Source organism: Streptomyces corchorusii, from assembly GCF_001514055.1.
Taxonomy (GTDB): Bacteria; Actinomycetota; Actinomycetes; order Streptomycetales; family Streptomycetaceae; genus Streptomyces; species Streptomyces olivaceoviridis.
Map to the genome: position 1 here is coordinate 421,416 of NZ_KQ948351.1, position 18,065 is coordinate 439,480.

The 18,065-nt window shown below is 70.3% G+C and carries 15 protein-coding genes and 2 tRNA genes; 12 read left to right on the plus strand and 5 right to left on the minus strand.

All coding sequences use genetic code 11. From position 1 onward, the window contains the following. Positions 1-21: 21 nt before the first annotated feature. Positions 22-603: a biotin transporter BioY gene (locus tag AQJ11_RS01840; protein WP_014672726.1), complete on the plus strand. Its 582-nt coding sequence runs from the start codon at positions 22-24 to the stop codon at positions 601-603. A gap of 398 nt (positions 604-1,001) precedes the next feature. Here AQJ11_RS01840 and AQJ11_RS01845 read toward each other — a convergent pair whose 3' ends face one another. Further along, on the minus strand, positions 1,002-2,420 hold the full coding sequence (locus AQJ11_RS01845; protein WP_014672725.1) for an amino acid permease: 1,419 nt from the start codon (positions 2,418-2,420) through the stop codon (positions 1,002-1,004). 214 nt (positions 2,421-2,634) lie between these two features. On the opposite strand from AQJ11_RS01845, the gene AQJ11_RS01850 reads away from it, so the two are divergent. After that, positions 2,635-3,123 (plus strand): ribose-5-phosphate isomerase, encoded by a 489-nt coding sequence (locus AQJ11_RS01850; protein ID WP_014672723.1) that lies wholly within the window; start codon positions 2,635-2,637, stop codon positions 3,121-3,123. 32 nt (positions 3,124-3,155) lie between these two features. Further along, positions 3,156-3,965: an Fpg/Nei family DNA glycosylase gene (locus tag AQJ11_RS01855; RefSeq protein ID WP_014672722.1), complete on the plus strand. Its 810-nt coding sequence runs from the start codon at positions 3,156-3,158 to the stop codon at positions 3,963-3,965. Between the two features lie 43 nt (positions 3,966-4,008). On the opposite strand, the gene AQJ11_RS01860 is transcribed toward AQJ11_RS01855, so the two are convergent. Next, positions 4,009-5,250 carry a GNAT family N-acetyltransferase gene (locus tag AQJ11_RS01860; RefSeq protein WP_059261595.1) on the minus strand — a complete coding sequence of 414 codons (1,242 nt, stop codon included), beginning with the start codon at positions 5,248-5,250 and terminating at the stop codon, positions 4,009-4,011. 160 nt (positions 5,251-5,410) lie between these two features. Here AQJ11_RS01860 and AQJ11_RS01865 point away from each other — a divergent pair, with 160 nt between their 5' ends. Beyond that, a complete protein-coding gene (locus AQJ11_RS01865; RefSeq protein ID WP_041665170.1) occupies positions 5,411-6,583 on the plus strand; it encodes a PP2C family protein-serine/threonine phosphatase in 1,173 nt (390 codons plus the stop codon). 65 nt (positions 6,584-6,648) lie between these two features. Beyond that, positions 6,649-7,095 carry an HD domain-containing protein gene (locus AQJ11_RS01870; RefSeq protein WP_058080523.1) on the plus strand — a complete coding sequence of 149 codons (447 nt, stop codon included), beginning with the start codon at positions 6,649-6,651 and terminating at the stop codon, positions 7,093-7,095. 27 nt (positions 7,096-7,122) lie between these two features. Here AQJ11_RS01870 and AQJ11_RS01875 read toward each other — a convergent pair whose 3' ends face one another. Next, positions 7,123-8,298, minus strand: coding sequence for an acyltransferase family protein (locus tag AQJ11_RS01875; protein WP_244218069.1), 1,176 nt, complete (start codon positions 8,296-8,298; stop codon positions 7,123-7,125). A gap of 441 nt (positions 8,299-8,739) precedes the next feature. Here AQJ11_RS01875 and AQJ11_RS01880 point away from each other — a divergent pair, with 441 nt between their 5' ends. After that, the gene (locus tag AQJ11_RS01880) at positions 8,740-8,934 is read left to right on the plus strand and encodes a hypothetical protein (protein ID WP_041665168.1); all 195 of its coding nucleotides are present in this window, start codon (positions 8,740-8,742) and stop codon (positions 8,932-8,934) included. Between the two features lie 209 nt (positions 8,935-9,143). On the opposite strand, the gene AQJ11_RS01885 is transcribed toward AQJ11_RS01880, so the two are convergent. Then, positions 9,144-9,214 (minus strand) — tRNA-Gly (locus AQJ11_RS01885). Positions 9,215-9,374: 160 nt separating this feature from the next. Between AQJ11_RS01885 and AQJ11_RS01890 the strand changes: the two genes are divergently transcribed. The 5 genes from AQJ11_RS01890 to clpX all read left to right on the plus strand — a co-directional run bounded on the left by AQJ11_RS01890 (position 9,375) and on the right by clpX (position 14,117). Next, positions 9,375-9,451 (plus strand) — tRNA-Pro (locus AQJ11_RS01890). A gap of 195 nt (positions 9,452-9,646) precedes the next feature. After that, positions 9,647-11,035, plus strand: coding sequence for a trigger factor (gene tig, locus AQJ11_RS01895; RefSeq protein WP_014672715.1), 1,389 nt, complete (start codon positions 9,647-9,649; stop codon positions 11,033-11,035). Positions 11,036-11,320: 285 nt separating this feature from the next. Next, positions 11,321-11,926 (plus strand): ATP-dependent Clp protease proteolytic subunit, encoded by a 606-nt coding sequence (locus AQJ11_RS01900; protein ID WP_051009690.1) that lies wholly within the window; start codon positions 11,321-11,323, stop codon positions 11,924-11,926. Between the two features lie 67 nt (positions 11,927-11,993). Continuing rightward, entirely contained in the window at positions 11,994-12,659 is a 666-nt protein-coding gene (locus AQJ11_RS01905; RefSeq protein ID WP_014672713.1) for an ATP-dependent Clp protease proteolytic subunit, read from the plus strand. A 171-nt stretch (positions 12,660-12,830) separates the two neighbouring features. Next, positions 12,831-14,117, plus strand: a complete 1,287-nt coding sequence (clpX, locus tag AQJ11_RS01910) for an ATP-dependent Clp protease ATP-binding subunit ClpX (RefSeq protein ID WP_014672712.1) — start codon at positions 12,831-12,833, stop codon at positions 14,115-14,117. A 72-nt stretch (positions 14,118-14,189) separates the two neighbouring features. Here the strand turns inward: clpX and AQJ11_RS01915 are convergent, their stop codons facing one another. After that, entirely contained in the window at positions 14,190-15,176 is a 987-nt protein-coding gene (locus tag AQJ11_RS01915) for a hypothetical protein (RefSeq protein WP_059261597.1), read from the minus strand. A gap of 136 nt (positions 15,177-15,312) precedes the next feature. Between AQJ11_RS01915 and AQJ11_RS01920 the strand changes: the two genes are divergently transcribed. After that, positions 15,313-17,937, plus strand: coding sequence for a valine--tRNA ligase (locus AQJ11_RS01920; RefSeq protein ID WP_059261598.1), 2,625 nt, complete (start codon positions 15,313-15,315; stop codon positions 17,935-17,937). Positions 17,938-18,065: the final 128 nt, after the last annotated feature.

The following is an 18,065-nucleotide window of genomic DNA, read 5'->3' on the forward strand; positions in this document are numbered from 1 at the left end:
CCCGTCACCCGCGGAGTCCCCATGAGCACCGCCACCGCCACCGCCCGCCCCGGCGCCGTCCTCGCCGACCTGCTGCCCGCGTCCCGCGTCCGTGACGTCGCCCTCGTCGTCGGCGGCGCGGTGCTCACCGGTCTCGCGGCCCAGCTCTCCGTGCCGGTGCCCGGCTCCCCGGTGCCGGTGACCGGCCAGACCTTCGCCGCGCTGCTCGTCGGCACCACGCTCGGCGCCCGCCGCGGCTTCCTCTCCCTCGCGCTGTACGCGGTCGCCGGTGTGGCGGGCGTGCCGTGGTTCGCGCAGGGAGCCTCCGGCGCGGGCATGGTCTCCTTCGGCTACGTCCTCGGCATGCTGCTCGCCTCCGCCCTCGTCGGCGCCCTGGCCCGGCGCGGCGCCGACCGCTCCCCGCTGCGCATGGCCGGCACGATGATCCTCGGCGAGGCCGTCGTCTACGCGGTCGGCGTCCCCTACCTGGCCCTGGCCGCCCACCTGTCCGCCTCCCAGGCCGTCGCGGCCGGCCTCACCCCGTTCCTGATCGGTGACGCCCTCAAGGCCGCCCTGGCGATGGGCGCGCTGCCCACCGCCTGGAAGCTGGTCGACAAGCGCTGACGCCGTAGTCCATGCGGAAGAGGTTCGCCGGGTCGTAGGTCTCCACCCCGGCGAGCCTCTTGTGCGTTCCGGCGCCGTACAGCCCCGCACCCCGGTCGCCCGCGCCGAAGGCGAAGCCGAGCGTGCCGTCGGCCGGCAGTGCGAGCGCCGGGTCCCGCACGGTCCGGGCCCGCTCCCGGTCCCCGGCTGCCAGCACCCGCACCAGGAACCGCCCCGCCCGGTACGGAACCGCCCCCACTGCCGCACGGCGGCCACCGCGTCCTTCGCCGTACGGGCGGGCGCGATCGGCTCGGGCCGCTGGACGGAGCCGAGTGGGAAGGCGGAACACAGCATGGCCGCACGACCTGACAGCCTGCGTCAGGTCATGCGGCCAGGTCGTGCGGCCGTGCCGGGCCGGATCAGCCGATGGACACCTTGTCGGCCGGGGCCTCGGTCGCGGGGGCCGGGCGGCCGGCCCGGATCCGCTCCTTCACGACGGCGATCACCAGCACGATCGCCGCGACCAGCAGCGACAGCAGCACCGTCTCGCGGCCGTCGTGCTTGGTGTCGGTCAGCATGTAGCCGAGGACGAACACGATCAGCGCGGCCGTCGCCCAGGTCAGGTACGGGTACAGCCACATCCGCACGACGAGCTTCTCCGGCGCCTCGCGCTGGATGATCTTCCGCATCCGCAGCTGCGAGAAGCAGATGACCAGCCACACGAACAGGGCCACCGCGCCGGAGGAGTTGACGAGGAAGAGGAAGATCTTGTCCGGGGACAGGTAGTTGAAGAAGACGGCGACGAAGCCGAACACCACCGACGCGAGGATCGCCGCCATCGGCACACCCCGGCCGTTGACCCGTGCGAACGCCTTCGGCGCGTCGCCCCGCTCGCCGAGCGAGAAGGCCATGCGGGAGGCCGTGTACAGGCCGGAGTTCAGACAGGACAGCACCGAGGTCAGCACGATGAAGTTCATGATCTGACCGGCGTGCGCGATGCCCAGCGAGTTCAGCGCCGCGACGTAGGAGCCGTCCTTCGCGATGGACGCGTCGTCCCACGGCAGCAGCGAGACCACGATCAGGATCGAGCCCAGGTAGAAGACGCCGATCCGCCAGATGATGCTGTTGGTGGACTTGGTGACCGCGCGCTGCGGGTCCTCGGACTCGCCGGCCGCCAGGGTGGCGATCTCGCTGCCCATGAAGGAGAAGACGACCAGCAGCACACCGGTGAGGATCGAGCCCGGACCGTGCGGCAGGAATCCGCCGTGCGAGGTCAGGTTGCCGAAGCTCGCCTGGTCGGCGTGCACGCCCGGCAGGACACCGAGGATGGCCAGCAGGCCGACGACGATGAACGCGCCGATGGCCACGACCTTGATCCCGGCGAACCAGAACTCGAACTCGCCGTAGGAGCCGACGGAGACCAGGTTGGTCGCGGTCAGCACGGTCATCACGATGAGCGCCCAGCCCCACTGCGGGACGGCCGGGATCCACCCTTCGAGGATCTTGGCGCCGGCGGTCGCCTCGACGGCGAGCACGACGACCCAGAAGAACCAGTAGAGCCAGCCGATGGAGAACCCGGCCCAGCGGCCCAGCGCGCGGTCGGCGTGCGCCGAGAACGAGCCGGAGGTCGGGTTGGCGGCGGACATCTCGCCGAGCATCCGCATCACGAGGACGACGAGCGTGCCGACGAGGGCGTAGGACAGGAGGATGCCCGGTCCCGCGGTGGCGATACCGGAACTGGAGCCGACGAAAAGGCCGGCTCCGATGACGCCGCCGATCGCGATCATCGAAAGATGGCGGTTTTTCAGTCCTGCTTGGAGGCCCGAACCAGAGGTCATGGACGGATTTCCTTTGCGCCAGGTAGAGCTGCCCGCACGAGCGGTGTACGAGTCGGTCCAGTGAATCCGAGGTGAACGAATTCGGGAACCTCTGAATCCGTATCGTTATTTGAGGTTCCCTTGAGGATCTATGGCCTGCCTCACATGCAACGCCCTGGGTGCCCGCCGACACCCTGGGGCTGCTGCCCCGATACGGGCGTGTCACACTCGTTGCATGCGCGTGTATCTCGGCTCCGACCATGCGGGCTACGAACTCAAGAACCACCTCGTCGAGTGGCTGAAGGCCGCCGGCCACGAGCCCGTCGACTGCGGGCCGCACATCTACGACGCCCAGGACGACTACCCGCCCTTCTGCCTCCGTGCCGCGGCGCGGACGGCCGCGGACCCGGACGCCCTCGGCATCGTCATCGGCGGCTCCGGCAACGGCGAGCAGATCGCCGCGAACAAGGTGAAGGGCGTGCGCGCGGCGCTGGCCTGGAGCGAGGAGACGGCGACGCTCGGCCGGCAGCACAACAACGCCAACGTGGTGGCCGTGGGTGCGCGCATGCACAGCACGGAGGAGGCGACCAAGTTCGTCGAGGTCTTCCTCAACACCCCGTTCTCCGGTGACGAGCGTCACATCCGCCGCATCGACATGCTGTCGGCGTACGAGACCACGGGCGACCTCCCGCCGATCCCGGCCCACCACCCGCAGCAGGACTGAGCCCCCCAGGGGGCGGGAAGGAACGGGGACCCGTGCCAGAGGGGCACACGATCCACCGGCTGGCCCAGGACTACGCCGAGCGCTTCGCGGGACGGACCGTCCGCGTCACCAGCCCCCAGGGCAAGTTCTCCGACGCCGCCGCCCTTCTGGACCGTACCGAGCTGACCGCCACGGAAGCCCACGGCAAGCACCTCTTCCTGGGCTTCCGGGACGGCGACTGGGTCCACATCCACCTCGGCCTCTTCGGCAAGGTCGGCTTCGGGGACGCCCCGGCGCCCCCGCCGGCCGACACCGTCCGGCTCCGGCTCGCCGACGACACGTCGTACGTCGATCTGCGCGGCCCCACCACCTGCGCCCTGATCACGGACGCCGAGAAGCGGGCGGTCCACGACCGGCTCGGCCCCGACCCGCTGCGCGCGGACGCCGACCCGGGCACGGCCTACCGCAGGATCTCCCGCAGCCGTACGACGATCGCCGCCCTGCTCATGGACCAGAAGATCGTGGCCGGCGTCGGCAACGTCTACCGCGCCGAGGTGCTGTTCCGGCACGGCATCGACCCCTACCGCGCGGGCCGGGACATCACCCCGGCCGAGTGGGACGCGATCTGGACCGACCTGGCCGCGCTGATGCGGGAGGGCGTCCGGAACAACCGGATCGACACCGTCCGCCCGGAGCACACCCCCGAGGCCATGGGCCGCCCGCCCCGCGTCGACGACCACGGCGGCGAGGTGTACGTCTACCGCCGGGCGAACCTGCCCTGCCACATCTGCGGCGGCGGCATCCGCACCGCCGACCTCGCCGCCCGCAACCTCTTCTGGTGCCCGACCTGCCAGAAACGCTGACCGGCCTGCGACACACGCCGACCGGCCTGCGACACACGCCGACCTAGAAGCCGTGGGGCAGCCACGGGGCCACCGGTGAGCCGAACGCCACCGACGCCTCCGTCAGCGCCCCCGGCCGCAGCTCCCGCACCCGCCCGGCCGCCGCCAGCGACAGCAGGGTCACCCCGCCCAGATACGCCGCGCCCAACTCCCGCACCGACAGGACGAGATCGGCCGCGTCGGCCGTCCGCTCGCAGGACGCGCCCTTCGGGTCGCCGGTCAGCCGCCAACGCCCCGCGTTCCAGGGACAGAAGGCGTCCTCGACCTCGAACACGACGTCGACCGGGGTCAGATAGGTACGGGCCGACAGGGCCGCCCCCACGTCCACCAGCCGGACGTACCCGGCGTCCCGTGTCTGCGGCAGGCAGCGGCGGATGTCGGAGACCAGGTACTGCCAGGCGTCGTCGACCGGCCGCGCCCGCACCTTCAGCGTCGTCATCAGGTCGATGCCGAACAGGAAGCGCCACAGCGCGGCCTCGCTCGCCGGATCGAGCGCGGCCAGGTCCTCCAGCGTCACCGTGCCGTCGTGACCGCTCCGCCCCCAGCCCATCTTCGTACGGAAGCGCGCGTACCCGGTGATCTCACCGTCCTGTTCGGCGACCACGCATTGCAGGGCCGACGCGCCCTCCCGCTCGCTCTCCGGGTCGAGCAGCGCGGCCCGCTCCCAGCCGGGCCGCCGCGCCAGCATGCCCGGGCGCCGGGGCACCAGGGCCGCGTACACCGCCTCGCACCCCGCCAGCACATCGGCCGGCGCCGCGTAGCGCACGCGCCGTTCATCGGTGCCCTCGGGCACCGCCAGGGTCACCCGGCCCGTGTCGATCTCGGCGATGAGCTGGAGGGTCGCCGCGCCGTACCCGAAGCGGCCGTAGATCGCGGGCTCGGAGGCGAACAGCGCAGCCAGCGGCTCGCCCTTGGCGCGCGCGTCGTCCAGCAGCCGCCGCATCATCGACGTCAGCACCCCGCGCCGCCGGTGCGTCGCGGACACACTGACCATCGTCACGCCCGCGGTGGGCACCACCGCCCCGCCCGGCACGGTCATCCGGAAGCTGAAGGCCCCGGACGTGCCGACGAGCGCGTCCCCGTCCCAGGCGGCCAGGGAACGGTCGAACTCGGTGAGCGACTTGTCCAGTTCCCGTTCCTCGGCGGAGGCCGCCCCGCCGCCGAACGCGCGGACCAAGTGGTCCCACCACCGGTCGAACTCCTCCGGGCGCAGCGTCCTCAACTCGGTCCCGCTCTCAGTCCCCATGCGCCATGCCTATCAGGGCGAAGGGGGGCGAGCCAGTGATTTTCGACCCCGGAGCGGCCCGCCGGAACCCGGCCGACGGGCGGCTAAGTGGAATCCCACAGGGGGACAAGTGGGACCTCCCGTGCCAAGCAGCCGGTCCGCTGGATAGGGTCGCGAACTGATGGCAGCAGGACGACAGCGGCGCGCGAAGGCCGAGACGTTCACGGCCCGGTGGAAGATGCAGTGGCACCGGGCCCGCGTCGGCCTGCGCAGAAGCGCCGTGGACTACTTCCGCGGCGACGGCTCCGACTGGATCGCCTTCGCCGGACTGCTCCTGATGGTCCCGGTCCTCGCGACCATGACCCTCCTCGACTCCGTGTGGTGTTCCCCGGCCACCCTGGTGCTGCCGATCGTCGCCGGCGGCCTGCTGCTGCGCCCGGCGAGCCTGCTCGGTCTGTACGCGGCGGCGGCCACCGCGCTGATCGTGGAGTCGGTACGGCTCGGCCCCTACACCGAGGGCCCCTCCCGGGTCACCCCCGGCGTGGTCCTGGTGGTGGCCGCGTGCGGGTTCTTCGGGCTGCTGACCGCGCAGTTCCGCAGCCGGGTCGGCGTGCCCTGGCGGCGCGGCGGCACCATGCTGTTCGACCTGCGCGAGCGGATCCGGGTGCAGAGCAAGCTGCCGAAGCTGCCGCAGGGCTGGCACCACGAGATGGCGCTGCGCCCGGCGGGCGGCCAGTCCTTCTCCGGCGACTTCGTCGTCGCCGCCCGCACGAACGGCGGCCGGACGCTGGAGGCCGTGCTCACCGACGTGTCCGGCAAGGGCATGGACGCGGGCTCGCGCGCCCTGCTGCTGTCCGGCGCGTTCGGCGGTCTGCTGGGCTCCCTCCCGCCGCACGCCTTCCTCCCGGCCGCCAACGGCTACCTCCTGCGCCAGGACTGGGACGAGGGCTTCGCGACCTCCATCCACCTGGTCCTGGACCTGGACTCCGGGGACTACGAGCTCTACTCCGCCGGGCACCCGCCGGGGCTCCAGCTCAGCGCGGGCAGCGGGCGCTGGGAGGAGAAGGCCGCCGAGGGGCCGCTGCTCGGGGTGTACGACGGCGCCCAGTTCGACCCCGTGAAGGGCTCGCTGCGCCCCGGCGACGTCCTGATGCTGTTCACCGACGGACTGGTGGAGACCTCCGACCGGGACATCGTGGAGGGCATCGACCGGCTCACCGGCGAGGCCGACCGCTATGTGGCCGGCGGCTTCCAGGGCGCCGCCTGGCACCTCATCGAGGCGGTCGCCAAGGACGTCAACGACGACCGGGCCCTGCTCCTCATCTGCCGCCAGCCGACGGCGAACGGCCGCTGACCCGCCCGCCGGGCCGCGGCCTCCCCGTGGTGGCCGCCGGGTACGGGGCGGGGGACACTGGAGCCATGACCCGGCTCACGCTCGCAGAGGTCGAGGCCGTCGCGCGGGCCGCCCACGAGGGGCAGACCGACAAGGCGGGGCTGCCGTACGCCGAACACCTCGCGGCCGTCGCCCAGGGAGTGCGGGCCCGCGGCGGTGACCCGGAGCAGATCGCGGCGGCCTGGCTGCACGACTCGGTCGAGGACGACGCGCTCAGCCGTCAGTGGCTGGCCGCCGCCGACCTGACCCCGCGCACCAAGGCCATCGTGGACGCCCTCACCAAGCGGCCCGGGGAGGAACTGGAGGCGTACGCGCGCCGCATCCTCGCCACCCCGGGCGCGCTGCTGGTGAAGGAGGCCGACCTGGCGCACAACGCCGACCCGCGGCGGCTCGCGGCGCTCGACGAGCCGACCCGGACCCGGCTGGCCGAGAAGTACGCCAGGACGCGCGCACTTCTCGGTCTCGAAGCCTGAGGGGCCCCTGGCCGGGAGCGGGACCGGCTAGACGCCGACCGTCTCCCGCTGCTTCTGCCGTTCGCGGGCCAGTTCGGCCGCGTCCTCCCGGAACGCCCACTCCATCTTCGGCTCCATCGCGAAGCGGAAGACGCGCTGCACCGGCTTGGTGCACAGCACCGTGACGGCGGCGGCGGCGAGGACGGTGACGGCGACCGTCCCCAGGGCGCCGTACTGCTCGGCGAGGTCGAACCCGCCCGCGTAGAGCGTGCCCTTGACCACGAAGCCGTGGAGCAGATAGCCGTACAGCGTCCCCGCGCCGAGGGCGGTGAACCACGTCCGGCGGCCCGGCACCCAGGCGAGGAAGCAGGCGGTCAGCAGCAGCGCGCAGCCGAACATGGCCAGCGTCATCAGCGGTCCGGTCCACCAGGGGGCGCCGATGTCCTGCGCCGAACTCTGCCGGTAGAACCACCCGCCGTCCACGCGCGGCACGGTCCACCAGCCGACGGCCAGGGCCGCGGCGAACACCGGTACGGACAGCACCCGCACCGCGGGCCGCCGTATCAGCGCGAAGTGCTCGGGCTTCAGCAGCAGGCCGAGGACGAAGCAGGGCAGGAACTGCAGGACGCGGCCGAGGTCCAGGTTGTCGTCGAGGCCCGGGGTGACCGATCCGACCATGGCGATGCCCAGGGCGAGGGGCAGCGGCCGGCGGACCAGCTTCCACAGGGGGGTGGTCAGGCGCCAGATGAACAGCGCGCACAGGAACCAGGTCAGGTAGTACGGGGAGACGAGACTGATCGGGTCGTCGGCCTGGCCCGCGTAGCGCCGGAACAGCGAATAGGCGATCTGGAACAGCAGGTACGGGACGGCTATGCCGGTGACCAGCCGCTTCAGCCGGTCCGGGCGCATGTCGAAACTGCGGGAGAAGTAGCCGGAGATGACGATGAACGCCGGCATGTGGAAGGTGTAGACGACGTTGTACAGGCCCTCCAGGGCCCGGTTGTCGGTCTTGATGGCCGACCAGGAGTGTCCCAGGGCCACCAGCACGATCGCGAGGTACTTGGCGTTGTCGAAGAACGCGTCGCGCTGTCTGCCCGGTCTGGCGGTCCGCGACTGCTCCTGCGCGGGCGTCGGGGTGGGCCGGTCGGGCACCCCGCGCACCGGCGGCTGTGCCGGGGGGAGAGGCCTGCGGCTGTGGCCGGGGGACGTTGCGGCGTCGAACATCTCAGGCACCCTAGCGTCGGCTGTGGGATTCCGTAAAACCCGCACTGTCATTCCTGGTTATCCCGCGCGGGTACCCCGTAATTCGCCGAACTTGCCATCCTGGTCGACGTGATGATGGGCACACAGGTGTCGTCCGTTCGCCCCGGATGTACCGATTAATACAGACTAATTCGGGCATACATCGCCTCTGTGTCCCGTACGTGGATTCCCTGTCCCATGCGTTGCGTGGTTATTGAAACGAAGCCCCGTGAATTCGTGTGGATTTCGTGACCGCGTCGCCGGTCGCATTCCTGTGCGAGGTGTCCTGCGCATGTGTGCCCGTCCGGCGTTGCGTCAGGACCCGCATAAGGGGGGCGGGTTGGTGGCACGATGGTTCTGGCGGGGGTGCGCGGGCCGTACCTCCGGGCCGGGAGAGCGGACCGACCGAGGGTGTGATCAGTTGTGGCCATTTCACTGTCTGTGGTGCTGCTGTTGGCGATCATCCTGGTGGTGTTGATCCGAGGGGGGAACATCAAGGCCGGCCCGGCCATCGTCGCCATCCTCTTCGGTTTCTTCCTCGCCTCGACCGGCATGGCGCCCTCGATCAACCGGTTCCTGAACTCGATAGCGGACTCCATCGACTCGATCAGGTTCTGACCCGGCGGGGGAGCCGGGGGCCCTGAGTGCGGGCGTGGTCCACCGCGCCCTACCCGCTCACCGACAGTACGCGGCCAGCGACGCTCCGCATGCGCGGCGGCCCGGACGGTCCGATCCCGGCTCCCCGGGCGACCGCGCACCGCCACCCGGGAACGGCAGAAGGCCCAGGGAGAGGAAAACACCCTCTCGCCTGGGCCTTCGGCATCCAGAGCGGGCGACGGGAATCGAACCCGCGTAGCTAGTTTGGAAGACTAGGGCTCTACCATTGAGCTACGCCCGCAACACTGCGCCGCAGGTCGGTGACCGCGGCACTGGAGGCATCCTAGCGGGTCGCCCGGCACCGAGGCCAACGAGTCGGGTCGCGCCGCACCGCGCGTCCCGACCCGGAGAACGCGGCCGACGGATCGGGCCGGGGCATGTACCCTACGTGTCGCACCAGACGGGGTGTGGCGCAGCTTGGTAGCGCGTCCGCTTTGGGAGCGGAAGGCCGTGGGTTCAAATCCCGCCACCCCGACCACCGGCTCGTGACGTCCGGCTCAGTGACGTCGTGATGATCGCCTTTTGGGGCGCTGACCGGCTGCGGTTACTATGCAAGCTGCGCGCCCGTGTGTCCCCGGCCCCCACGGCCTACGAACTCCTCCGGGCGGCGAAATCCGCCGGACCCATCGGGCTCCGGCAGAACCCGAGAAGTCAGCCACAAGGAGACCGAACCGTGAAGAGCGCCGTGGAGACCCTGAACCCGACCCGGGTTCGGCTCACTGTCGAGGTGCCCTTCGAGGAGCTCAAGGACAGCCTCGACGCGGCGTACAAGAAGATCAACCAGCAGGTCACGGTGAAGGGCTTCCGCAAGGGCAAGATCCCCGCCCGCGTGATCGACCAGCGGTTCGGCCGCGGTGCGGTGCTGGAGGAGGCCGTCAACGACGCGCTGCCCAAGTTCTACACCGAGGCGGTCAACGAGGCCGAGCTGAGCCCGCTGGGCCAGCCCGAGGTCGACATCACCGAGCTGAAGGACGGCGAGACGCTGAACTTCACCGCCGAGGTCGACGTCCGCCCGGCCCTGGAGATCCCGGACTACTCCGGCATCGAGGTCGAGGTCGACGCCGTCGAGGTGACGGACGAGGACGTCGAGAAGTCCGTGGAGCAGCTCCGTGAGCGCTTCGCGTCGACCTCTCCCGTCGAGCGCGCCGCCGAGGACGGCGACGTCGTCACCATCGACCTGGAGGCCAAGGTCGACGGCGAGGTGCTGGAGGACGGCATCGCCAACGGCGTCTCCTACACCATCGGCTCCGGCGAGCTGCTGGACGGCATCGACGACGCCGTCAAGGGCCTGTCCGCCGGTGAGGAGGCCACCTTCACCTCCGAGCTGAAGGGCGGCTCCGCCGCGGGCAAGGAGGCCGAGGTCACCGTCAAGGTCACCCAGGTCGCCGCCCGCGAACTGCCCGAGCTGGACGACGAGTTCGCGCAGCTCGCCTCCGAGTTCGACACCCTGGAGGAGCTGAAGGCCGACAGCCGCAAGCGCCTCGCCAACATGAAGCAGTTCGACCAGGCCACGCAGGCCCAGGAGCGCGTCCTGGAGAAGCTGCTGGAGCTGGTGGAGGTCCCGGTCCCCGAGAAGCTCCTTGAGGACGAGATCAACACCCGCAAGCACAACCTGGAGCACCACCAGCTCGCCCAGATGGGCCTCACCCTCGACAAGTACCTGGAGATCCAGGGCAAGACCGCCGAGGAGTTCGAGACCGAGACCCGCGAGGCCGCGGTCAAGGGCATCAAGACCCAGTTCGTCCTCGACGAGCTGGTCAAGAAGGAGAACCTCAACGTCAACCAGGAGGAGCTCACCGAGCACCTCATGCGGCGTGCGGCCTCCTCCGGCATGTCCCCCGACCAGTTCGCCCAGGCCGTCGTCGAGGGCGGCCAGGTGCCGCTGCTGGTCGGCGAGGTCGCCCGCGGCAAGGCCCTGGCCGTCGTGGTCGAGTCCGCCACGGTGAAGGACACCAACGGCGAGGTCGTCGACCTGGACGACGAGGAGGAGACCGAGGAGGCGCCGGCCGAGGCCGAGGCCACCGAGGCGTCCGACTCCGCCGAGGAGAAGACCGAGGGCTGAGCGGCCCTGCGGCGCCTGTGAGGCACGTACGACGGGCCCTGGGGGCTTCCCCCCGGGGCCCGTCGGCTTCCCCGGGACCCGGTGCCGTAGCGGGCCGGGAGCGGCCCGCCGGCGCGCATTCCCGGGCGTTCCCCGGCGCCCTGGCGGAGCGACCTGCGCTGACAGCGAACAGCTCACTTACCGGGATTCCCCGGAGGGAACGTCGCGTTAGGGTCCATGAAAGGCAGAACAATGAGACGGCCCGGCGCCGTCGTAAGACGAGCAGGTGGATACGTGACGAATCTGATGCCCTCCGCCGCCGGCGAGCCTTCCATCGGTGGTGGCCTCGGCGACCAGGTCTACAACCGGCTGCTCAACGAGCGGATCATCTTCCTCGGCCAGCAGGTTGACGACGACATCGCCAACAAGATCACCGCGCAGCTGCTGCTCCTTGCCGCCGACCCGGACAAGGACATCTACCTCTACATCAACAGCCCGGGCGGCTCGGTGACGGCCGGCATGGCGATCTACGACACCATGCAGTACATCCCGAACGACGTGGTGACGATCGCCATGGGCATGGCCGCCTCGATGGGCCAGTTCCTGCTGACCGGCGGCGCGGCCGGCAAGCGTTTCGCCCTGCCGCACGCGGACATCATGATGCACCAGGGCTCCGCGGGCCTCGGCGGTACGGTCTCGGACATCAAGATCCAGGCCGAGTACCTGATGCGCACCAAGAAGCGCATGTCCGAGCTGACCGCCCTCCACTCGGGCCAGACGGTCGAGGCGATCATCCGCGACGGCGACCGCGACCGCTGGTTCACCCCGGAGGAGGCCAAGGAGTACGGTCTCATTGACGAGATCATCACGCACGCCTCGGGTGTTCCGGGAGGCGGCGGCACCGGTGCCTGACCGGTCCGGCCACGCCACGCACCGCCGAGACACCAGCCCCCCGAACGCCACCAGGACGGTGAACCCCATGAGCAACTTCCCCGGCGCCGCCAGCGGCATGTACGAAGGGCCCCGCCCCGACAGCCGCTACGTCATCCCGCGCTTCGTCGAGCGCACCTCCCAGGGCATCCGCGAGTACGACCCGTACGCGAAGCTCTTCGAGGAGCGCGTGATCTTCCTGGGCGTCCAGATCGACGACGCCTCCGCCAACGACGTCATGGCGCAGCTGCTGTGCCTGGAGTCGATGGACCCGGACCGGGACATCTCGATCTACATCAACAGCCCCGGTGGCGACATGACCGCCCTCACGGCGATCTACGACACCATGCAGTTCGTGAAGCCCGACATCCAGACGGTCTGCATGGGCCAGGCGGCCTCCGCCGCGGCCATCCTGCTCGCCGCGGGCACCCCCGGCAAGCGCATGGCGCTGCCGAACTCCCGGGTGCTGATCCACCAGCCGGCCGGCTCCACCGGCCGCGGTCAGCTCTCCGACCTGGAGATCATCGCCAACGAGTTCACCCGGATGCGTGAGCAGCTGGAGAACATGCTGGCCAAGCACTCGAACCGGCCGATCGAGAAGGTCCGCGAGGACATCGAGCGGGACAAGATCCTCACGGCCGAGGAGGCGCTGGAGTACGGCCTCGTCGACCAGATCATCTCCACCCGCAAGCTGAACAACAGCACGGTCCGCTGACAGCGCAACCGCGCACGTCCGGCCCCTCTTGGCACGGTGCACGTCAAAGTGAACCCTGCCAAGGGGGGCCCGAACACCGGGCCCGGCAAGGTACCGTCGGACATAAGGCAGCACCAGGAGCCGCTGGACTCATAGCGTCCAGGCGTCTCCCAGGCGAAGGGGAAGCACACCGTGGCACGCATCGGTGACGGCGGCGATCTGCTCAAGTGCTCGTTCTGCGGCAAGAGCCAGAAGCAGGTCAAGAAGCTCATCGCAGGGCCCGGTGTGTACATCTGCGACGAGTGCATCGATCTCTGCAACGAGATCATCGAGGAAGAGCTCGCGGAGACCAGCGAGGTGCGCTGGGAGGAGCTGCCCAAGCCCCGCGAGATCTACGAGTTCCTCGAAGGCTATGTGGTCGGCCAGGAGGCGGCGAAGAAGGCCCTCTCCGTCGCGGTGTACAACCACTACAAGCGGGTCCAGGCGGGCGAGAACGGCGGCGCGAGCGGCCGGGACGACGCCATCGAGCTGGCGAAGTCCAACATCCTCCTGCTGGGCCCCACGGGCTCCGGCAAGACGCTCCTCGCGCAGACGCTCGCGCGCATGCTGAACGTCCCGTTCGCGATCGCCGACGCCACGGCGCTGACCGAGGCGGGCTACGTGGGCGAGGACGTCGAGAACATCCTCCTCAAGCTCATCCAGGCGGCCGACTACGACGTCAAGAAGGCCGAGACCGGGATCATCTACATCGACGAGATCGACAAGGTCGCGCGGAAGAGCGAGAACCCGTCGATCACGCGTGACGTGTCGGGCGAGGGCGTCCAGCAGGCCCTGCTGAAGATCCTGGAGGGCACCACGGCCTCCGTCCCGCCGCAGGGCGGTCGCAAGCACCCCCACCAGGAGTTCATCCAGATCGACACGACGAACGTGCTGTTCATCGTGGGCGGCGCCTTCGCGGGCCTGGAGAAGATCATCGAGGCGCGTGCCGGCGCGAAGGGCATCGGCTTCGGCGCCACGATCCTCTCCAAGCGCGAGCTGGAGGCCAAGGACGTCTTCGAGGACGTCATGCCGGAGGACCTGGTCAAGTTCGGCATGATCCCCGAGTTCATCGGCCGCCTGCCGGTGATCACCTCGGTCCACAACCTGGACCGCGAAGCGCTCCTGAAGATCCTGGTCGAGCCCCGCAACGCGCTCGTCAAGCAGTACCAGCGCCTGTTCGAACTCGACGGCGTGGAGCTGGACTTCGAGCGCGAGGCGCTGGAGGCCATCGCCGACCAGGCCATCCTGCGCCAGACCGGCGCCCGCGGCCTGCGCGCCATCATGGAGGAGGTCCTCCAGGGCGTGATGTACGAGGTCCCGTCCCGCAAGGACGTCGCCCGGGTCGTCATCACCGCCGACGTGGTCCTCTCCAACGTCAACCCGACGCTGATCCCGAGGGACGCCCGCGGGCGGGGCTCGGGGGAGCAGAAGACGGCGTAGCCGCACCCGTCACGCACACGAAGGGGCCCCGGTCGACCGACCGGGGCCCCTTCGCTGTCGGCGCCGAACGCGTCAGGCCTTGACCCGCACCTCCGCGCGGAACTTGGCGGTCAGCTCGGCGTCCTTCGCCGGGTCGCTGCCGCGGCCCGCGGCGAGGTTGGCGTAGTCCATGGGCATGACCATGCCGATGGTGCTGTGATCGCCCCAGACGCAGATCGTGAGCGTCACGTCCTTCGGCCCGCCGCTGCCCGCACCCGTGGGGGCCGTGGCCTGCTGGCACTTGAGGACCGCGCCGTCGAGCCCGGCCGGCTCGTACGCCGTCGGCTCGCCCTTCAGGACGACGTCCTTGCCGCCACTGCTCTTCTGCGACTCGGACTTGAAGTAGGCGAACATCGCGTCGACGGTCTTCTCGGGGTCGTCGATGGTGCCGTAGACACCCCCGAAGTTGATCTGCTTCTTGCTCAGCGGGTTGTCCGGGTCCCCGGCGTCGTAGGCGGCGCTGACGTCCTTGGGGTCGTGCACGCCCCACTTCTCGGCGTCCTTCAGGTCGCTTGGCGTCATGCTGCCGCTGTCGCCCTTGGACTTCTTGTACTCGGACAGCACCGTCGCCGGGGTCGTCAGCTTGTGCGGTCCGTCGTCCGCGGCGCCGCCGCTGCCGCTCCCGCTCAGCAGGAAGTAGGCGCCCACCGCCACGGCGGCCACCACGGCCACCGCGCCGATGATCAGGCCCGTCTTCTTCTTGCCCCCGCCGGGCTGCGGTGCCTGCGGCATGCCGTACGGCTGCTGCTGCCCGTAGGGGTTCGGCTGCTGGCCGTACGGGCCGGGCTGCTGCGGTGCGCCCTGCTGCGGGTAGCCGTAGCCCGGCTGCTGCGCCGGCGGGGCCTGCTGGGGGTAGCCGTAGCCGGGCTGGGGAGCCTGCGGCGGCTGGCCGTAGGGGCCCGGCTGGCCGTACGGTCCAGGCTGCCCCGGCTGGCCGTACGGTCCAGGCTGCCCCGGCTGGCCGTACGGACCCGGCTGCTGGGGCGGCTGGCCGTACGGGCCCGGCTGGTTGTTGCTCATTCCTGGGTTCCCCTCCAGAGCTTATGTGTTCCTGACATCCTGACCCAGGCACGGGAACGGCACGGCACCGGGGGCCGCACCGTTACAGAACAAAGGCGTTTCGGGACCACCCCGTGACACCTCTAAACTGACCCCCGTGACCGAGAACGCTCAGCAGCAGCCACCCGCGCCCGACACCGAACTGCCGACCCAGTACGCGCCGGCCGATGTAGAGGGGCCGCTGTACGAGCGCTGGGTAGAGCGGGGCTACTTCGAGGCGGACGCGAAGAGCGACAAGCCGCCGTACACCGTCGTCATCCCGCCGCCGAACGTCACGGGCAGCCTGCACCTCGGGCACGCCTTCGAGCACACGCTCATCGACGCCCTCACCCGCCGCAAGCGGATGCAGGGCTACGAGACGCTGTGGCAGCCCGGCATGGACCACGCCGGTATCGCCACGCAGAACGTGGTCGAGCGCGAGCTCGGCAAGGAGGGCAAGTCCCGGCAAGACCTGGGCCGCGAGGCCTTCGTCGAGCGGGTCTGGCAGTGGAAGGCCGAGTCCGGCGGGCAGATCTCCGGGCAGATGCGGCGCCTCGGTGACGGCGTCGCCTGGTCGCGCGAGCGCTTCACCATGGACGAGGGCCTGTCCCAGGCCGTCCAGACCATCTTCAAGAAGCTCTACGACGACGAGCTGATCTACCGCGCCGAGCGCATCATCAACTGGTGCCCTCGCTGTCTGACCGCGATCTCGGACATCGAGGTCGAGTACCAGGACGACGACGGCGAGCTGGTCTCGATGCGCTACGGCGACGGGGACGACTCGATCGTCGTCGCCACCACCCGCGCCGAGACGATGCTCGGCGACACGGCCGTCGCCGTCCACCCGGACGACGAGCGGTACAAGCACCTCGTCGGCAAGCTCATCAGGCTGCCGCTGACCGACCGCTCCATCCCGGTCGTCGCGGACACGCACGTCGACCCCGAGTTCGGCACCGGCGCCGTCAAGGTCACCCCGGCGCACGACCCGAACGACTTCGAGATCGGCCAGCGCCACGACCTGCCGACCATCACCGTGATGGACGAGCACGCCGTCATCACCGTCCACGGTCCCTTCCAGGGCATGGACCGCCTGGAGGCCCGCTCGGCGATCGTCGCCGCGCTGCGCGCCGAGGGCCGGATCGTCGCCGAGAAGCGGCCGTACGTCCACTCCGTCGGCCACTGCTCGCGCTGCAAGACCACCATCGAGCCGCGCCTGTCCATGCAGTGGTGGGTCAAGGTCGGCCCGCTGGCCAAGGCCGCCGGCGACGCCGTCCGCGAGGGCAAGGTCAAGATCCATCCGCAGGAGATGGAGAAGCGGTACTTCGACTGGGTCGACAACCTCCACGACTGGTGCATCTCGCGCCAGCTGTGGTGGGGGCACCGGATCCCGGTCTGGTACGGCCCCGACGGGGAGGTCGTCTGCGTCGGCCCGGACGAGGAGCCGCCGACCGGCGAGGGCTGGCACCAGGAAACCGACGTCCTCGACACCTGGTTCTCCTCCGGCCTGTGGCCCTTCTCCACCCTCGGCTGGCCCGAACAGACCGAGTCGCTCGCGAAGTTCTACCCGAACTCCGTCCTGGTCACCGGCTACGACATCCTCTTCTTCTGGGTCGCCCGGATGATGATGTTCGGCCTGTACGCGATGGACGGCACCCCGCCGTTCCACACCATCGCCCTGCACGGCATGGTCCGCGACCAGTTCGGCAAGAAGATGTCGAAGTCCTTCGGTAACGCGGTCAACCCGCTGGACTGGATGGACGAGTACGGCTCCGACGCCCTGCGCTTCACCCTGGCCCGCGGCGCCAACCCGGGTGTCGACGTGCCGATCGGCGAGGCCTGGGTCCAGGGTTCCCGCAACTTCGCCAACAAGATCTGGAACGCGACACGCTTCGCGCTGATGAACGGCGCGACGGTCGAGGGCCCGCTGCCGGACGCCTCGCGGATGTCGGCGACCGACCGCTGGATCCTCTCCCGCCTCAACTCGGTGGTCGCCGAGGTCGACGCGTACTACGAGGACTTCCAGTTCGCCAAGCTCTCCGACGCCCTCTTCCACTTCGCGTGGGACGAGGTCTTCGACTGGTACGTCGAGCTGTCCAAGACGGTCTTCCAGGCGGGCGGCGAGCCGGCCGAGGTCTCGAAGCGGGTCCTCGGCGAGGTCCTGGACGTCACCCTGAAGCTCCTCCACCCGGTCGTCCCGTTCGTCACGGAGACCCTGTGGACCACGCTGACGGGCGGCGAGTCGATCGTCATCGCCGACTGGCCGACCGACAGCGGCTTCCGTGACGCGGCGGCCGAGCAGGAGATCTCCACCCTCCAGTCGGTCATCACCGAGGTCCGCCGCTTCCGCGCCGACCAGGGTCTCCAGCCCGGCCAGCGGGTCCCGGCCCGCCTGACGCTGGACGGCACGCAGCTCGCCCCGCACGAGGCCGCGATCCGCCAGCTCCTGCGCCTCCAGCCGGAGGGCGACGCCTTCACGGCCACGGCGACCCTGCCGGTGGCGGGCGCGGAGGTGGCCCTCGACCTCTCCGGCACGATCGACGTCGCCGCGGAGCGCAAGCGCCTGGCCAAGGACCTGGCCGCCGCGGAGAAGGAGAAGGCCCAGGCCACGGCCAAGCTCGGCAACGAGGCGTTCCTGGCGAAGGCCCCGGAGAACGTGGTGGACAAGATCCGCACGCGCCTGGCCAAGGCGGACGAGGACATCGCCCGCATCACCGCCCAGCTGGAGAACCTGCCGGAGGTGTGAGCCACTCGCCCTGGGGAGGGCCCCGGTGCCGATGAGGCGCCGGGGCCTTCGCCGACTCAGGGGCGCGGGGAACTGCGCGACCAGCCCACCACGCACCCGCGGCCGGCCGGCGGGACATGCCACCCCCT

Coding starts and splice junctions, on each gene's coding strand:
- AQJ11_RS01840 (WP_014672726.1), top strand. CDS start 22: ATGAGCACCGCCACCGCCACCGCCCGCCCCGGCGCCGTCCTCGCCGAC.
- AQJ11_RS01845 (WP_014672725.1), bottom strand. CDS start 2,420: ATGACCTCTGGTTCGGGCCTCCAAGCAGGACTGAAAAACCGCCATCTT.
- AQJ11_RS01850 (WP_014672723.1), top strand. CDS start 2,635: ATGCGCGTGTATCTCGGCTCCGACCATGCGGGCTACGAACTCAAGAAC.
- AQJ11_RS01860 (WP_059261595.1), bottom strand. CDS start 5,250: ATGGGGACTGAGAGCGGGACCGAGTTGAGGACGCTGCGCCCGGAGGAG.
- AQJ11_RS01865 (WP_041665170.1), top strand. CDS start 5,411: ATGGCAGCAGGACGACAGCGGCGCGCGAAGGCCGAGACGTTCACGGCC.
- AQJ11_RS01870 (WP_058080523.1), top strand. CDS start 6,649: ATGACCCGGCTCACGCTCGCAGAGGTCGAGGCCGTCGCGCGGGCCGCC.
- AQJ11_RS01875 (WP_244218069.1), bottom strand. CDS start 8,298: ATGTTCGACGCCGCAACGTCCCCCGGCCACAGCCGCAGGCCTCTCCCC.
- AQJ11_RS01900 (WP_051009690.1), top strand. CDS start 11,321: ATGCCCTCCGCCGCCGGCGAGCCTTCCATCGGTGGTGGCCTCGGCGAC.
- AQJ11_RS01905 (WP_014672713.1), top strand. CDS start 11,994: ATGAGCAACTTCCCCGGCGCCGCCAGCGGCATGTACGAAGGGCCCCGC.
- AQJ11_RS01915 (WP_059261597.1), bottom strand. CDS start 15,176: ATGAGCAACAACCAGCCGGGCCCGTACGGCCAGCCGCCCCAGCAGCCG.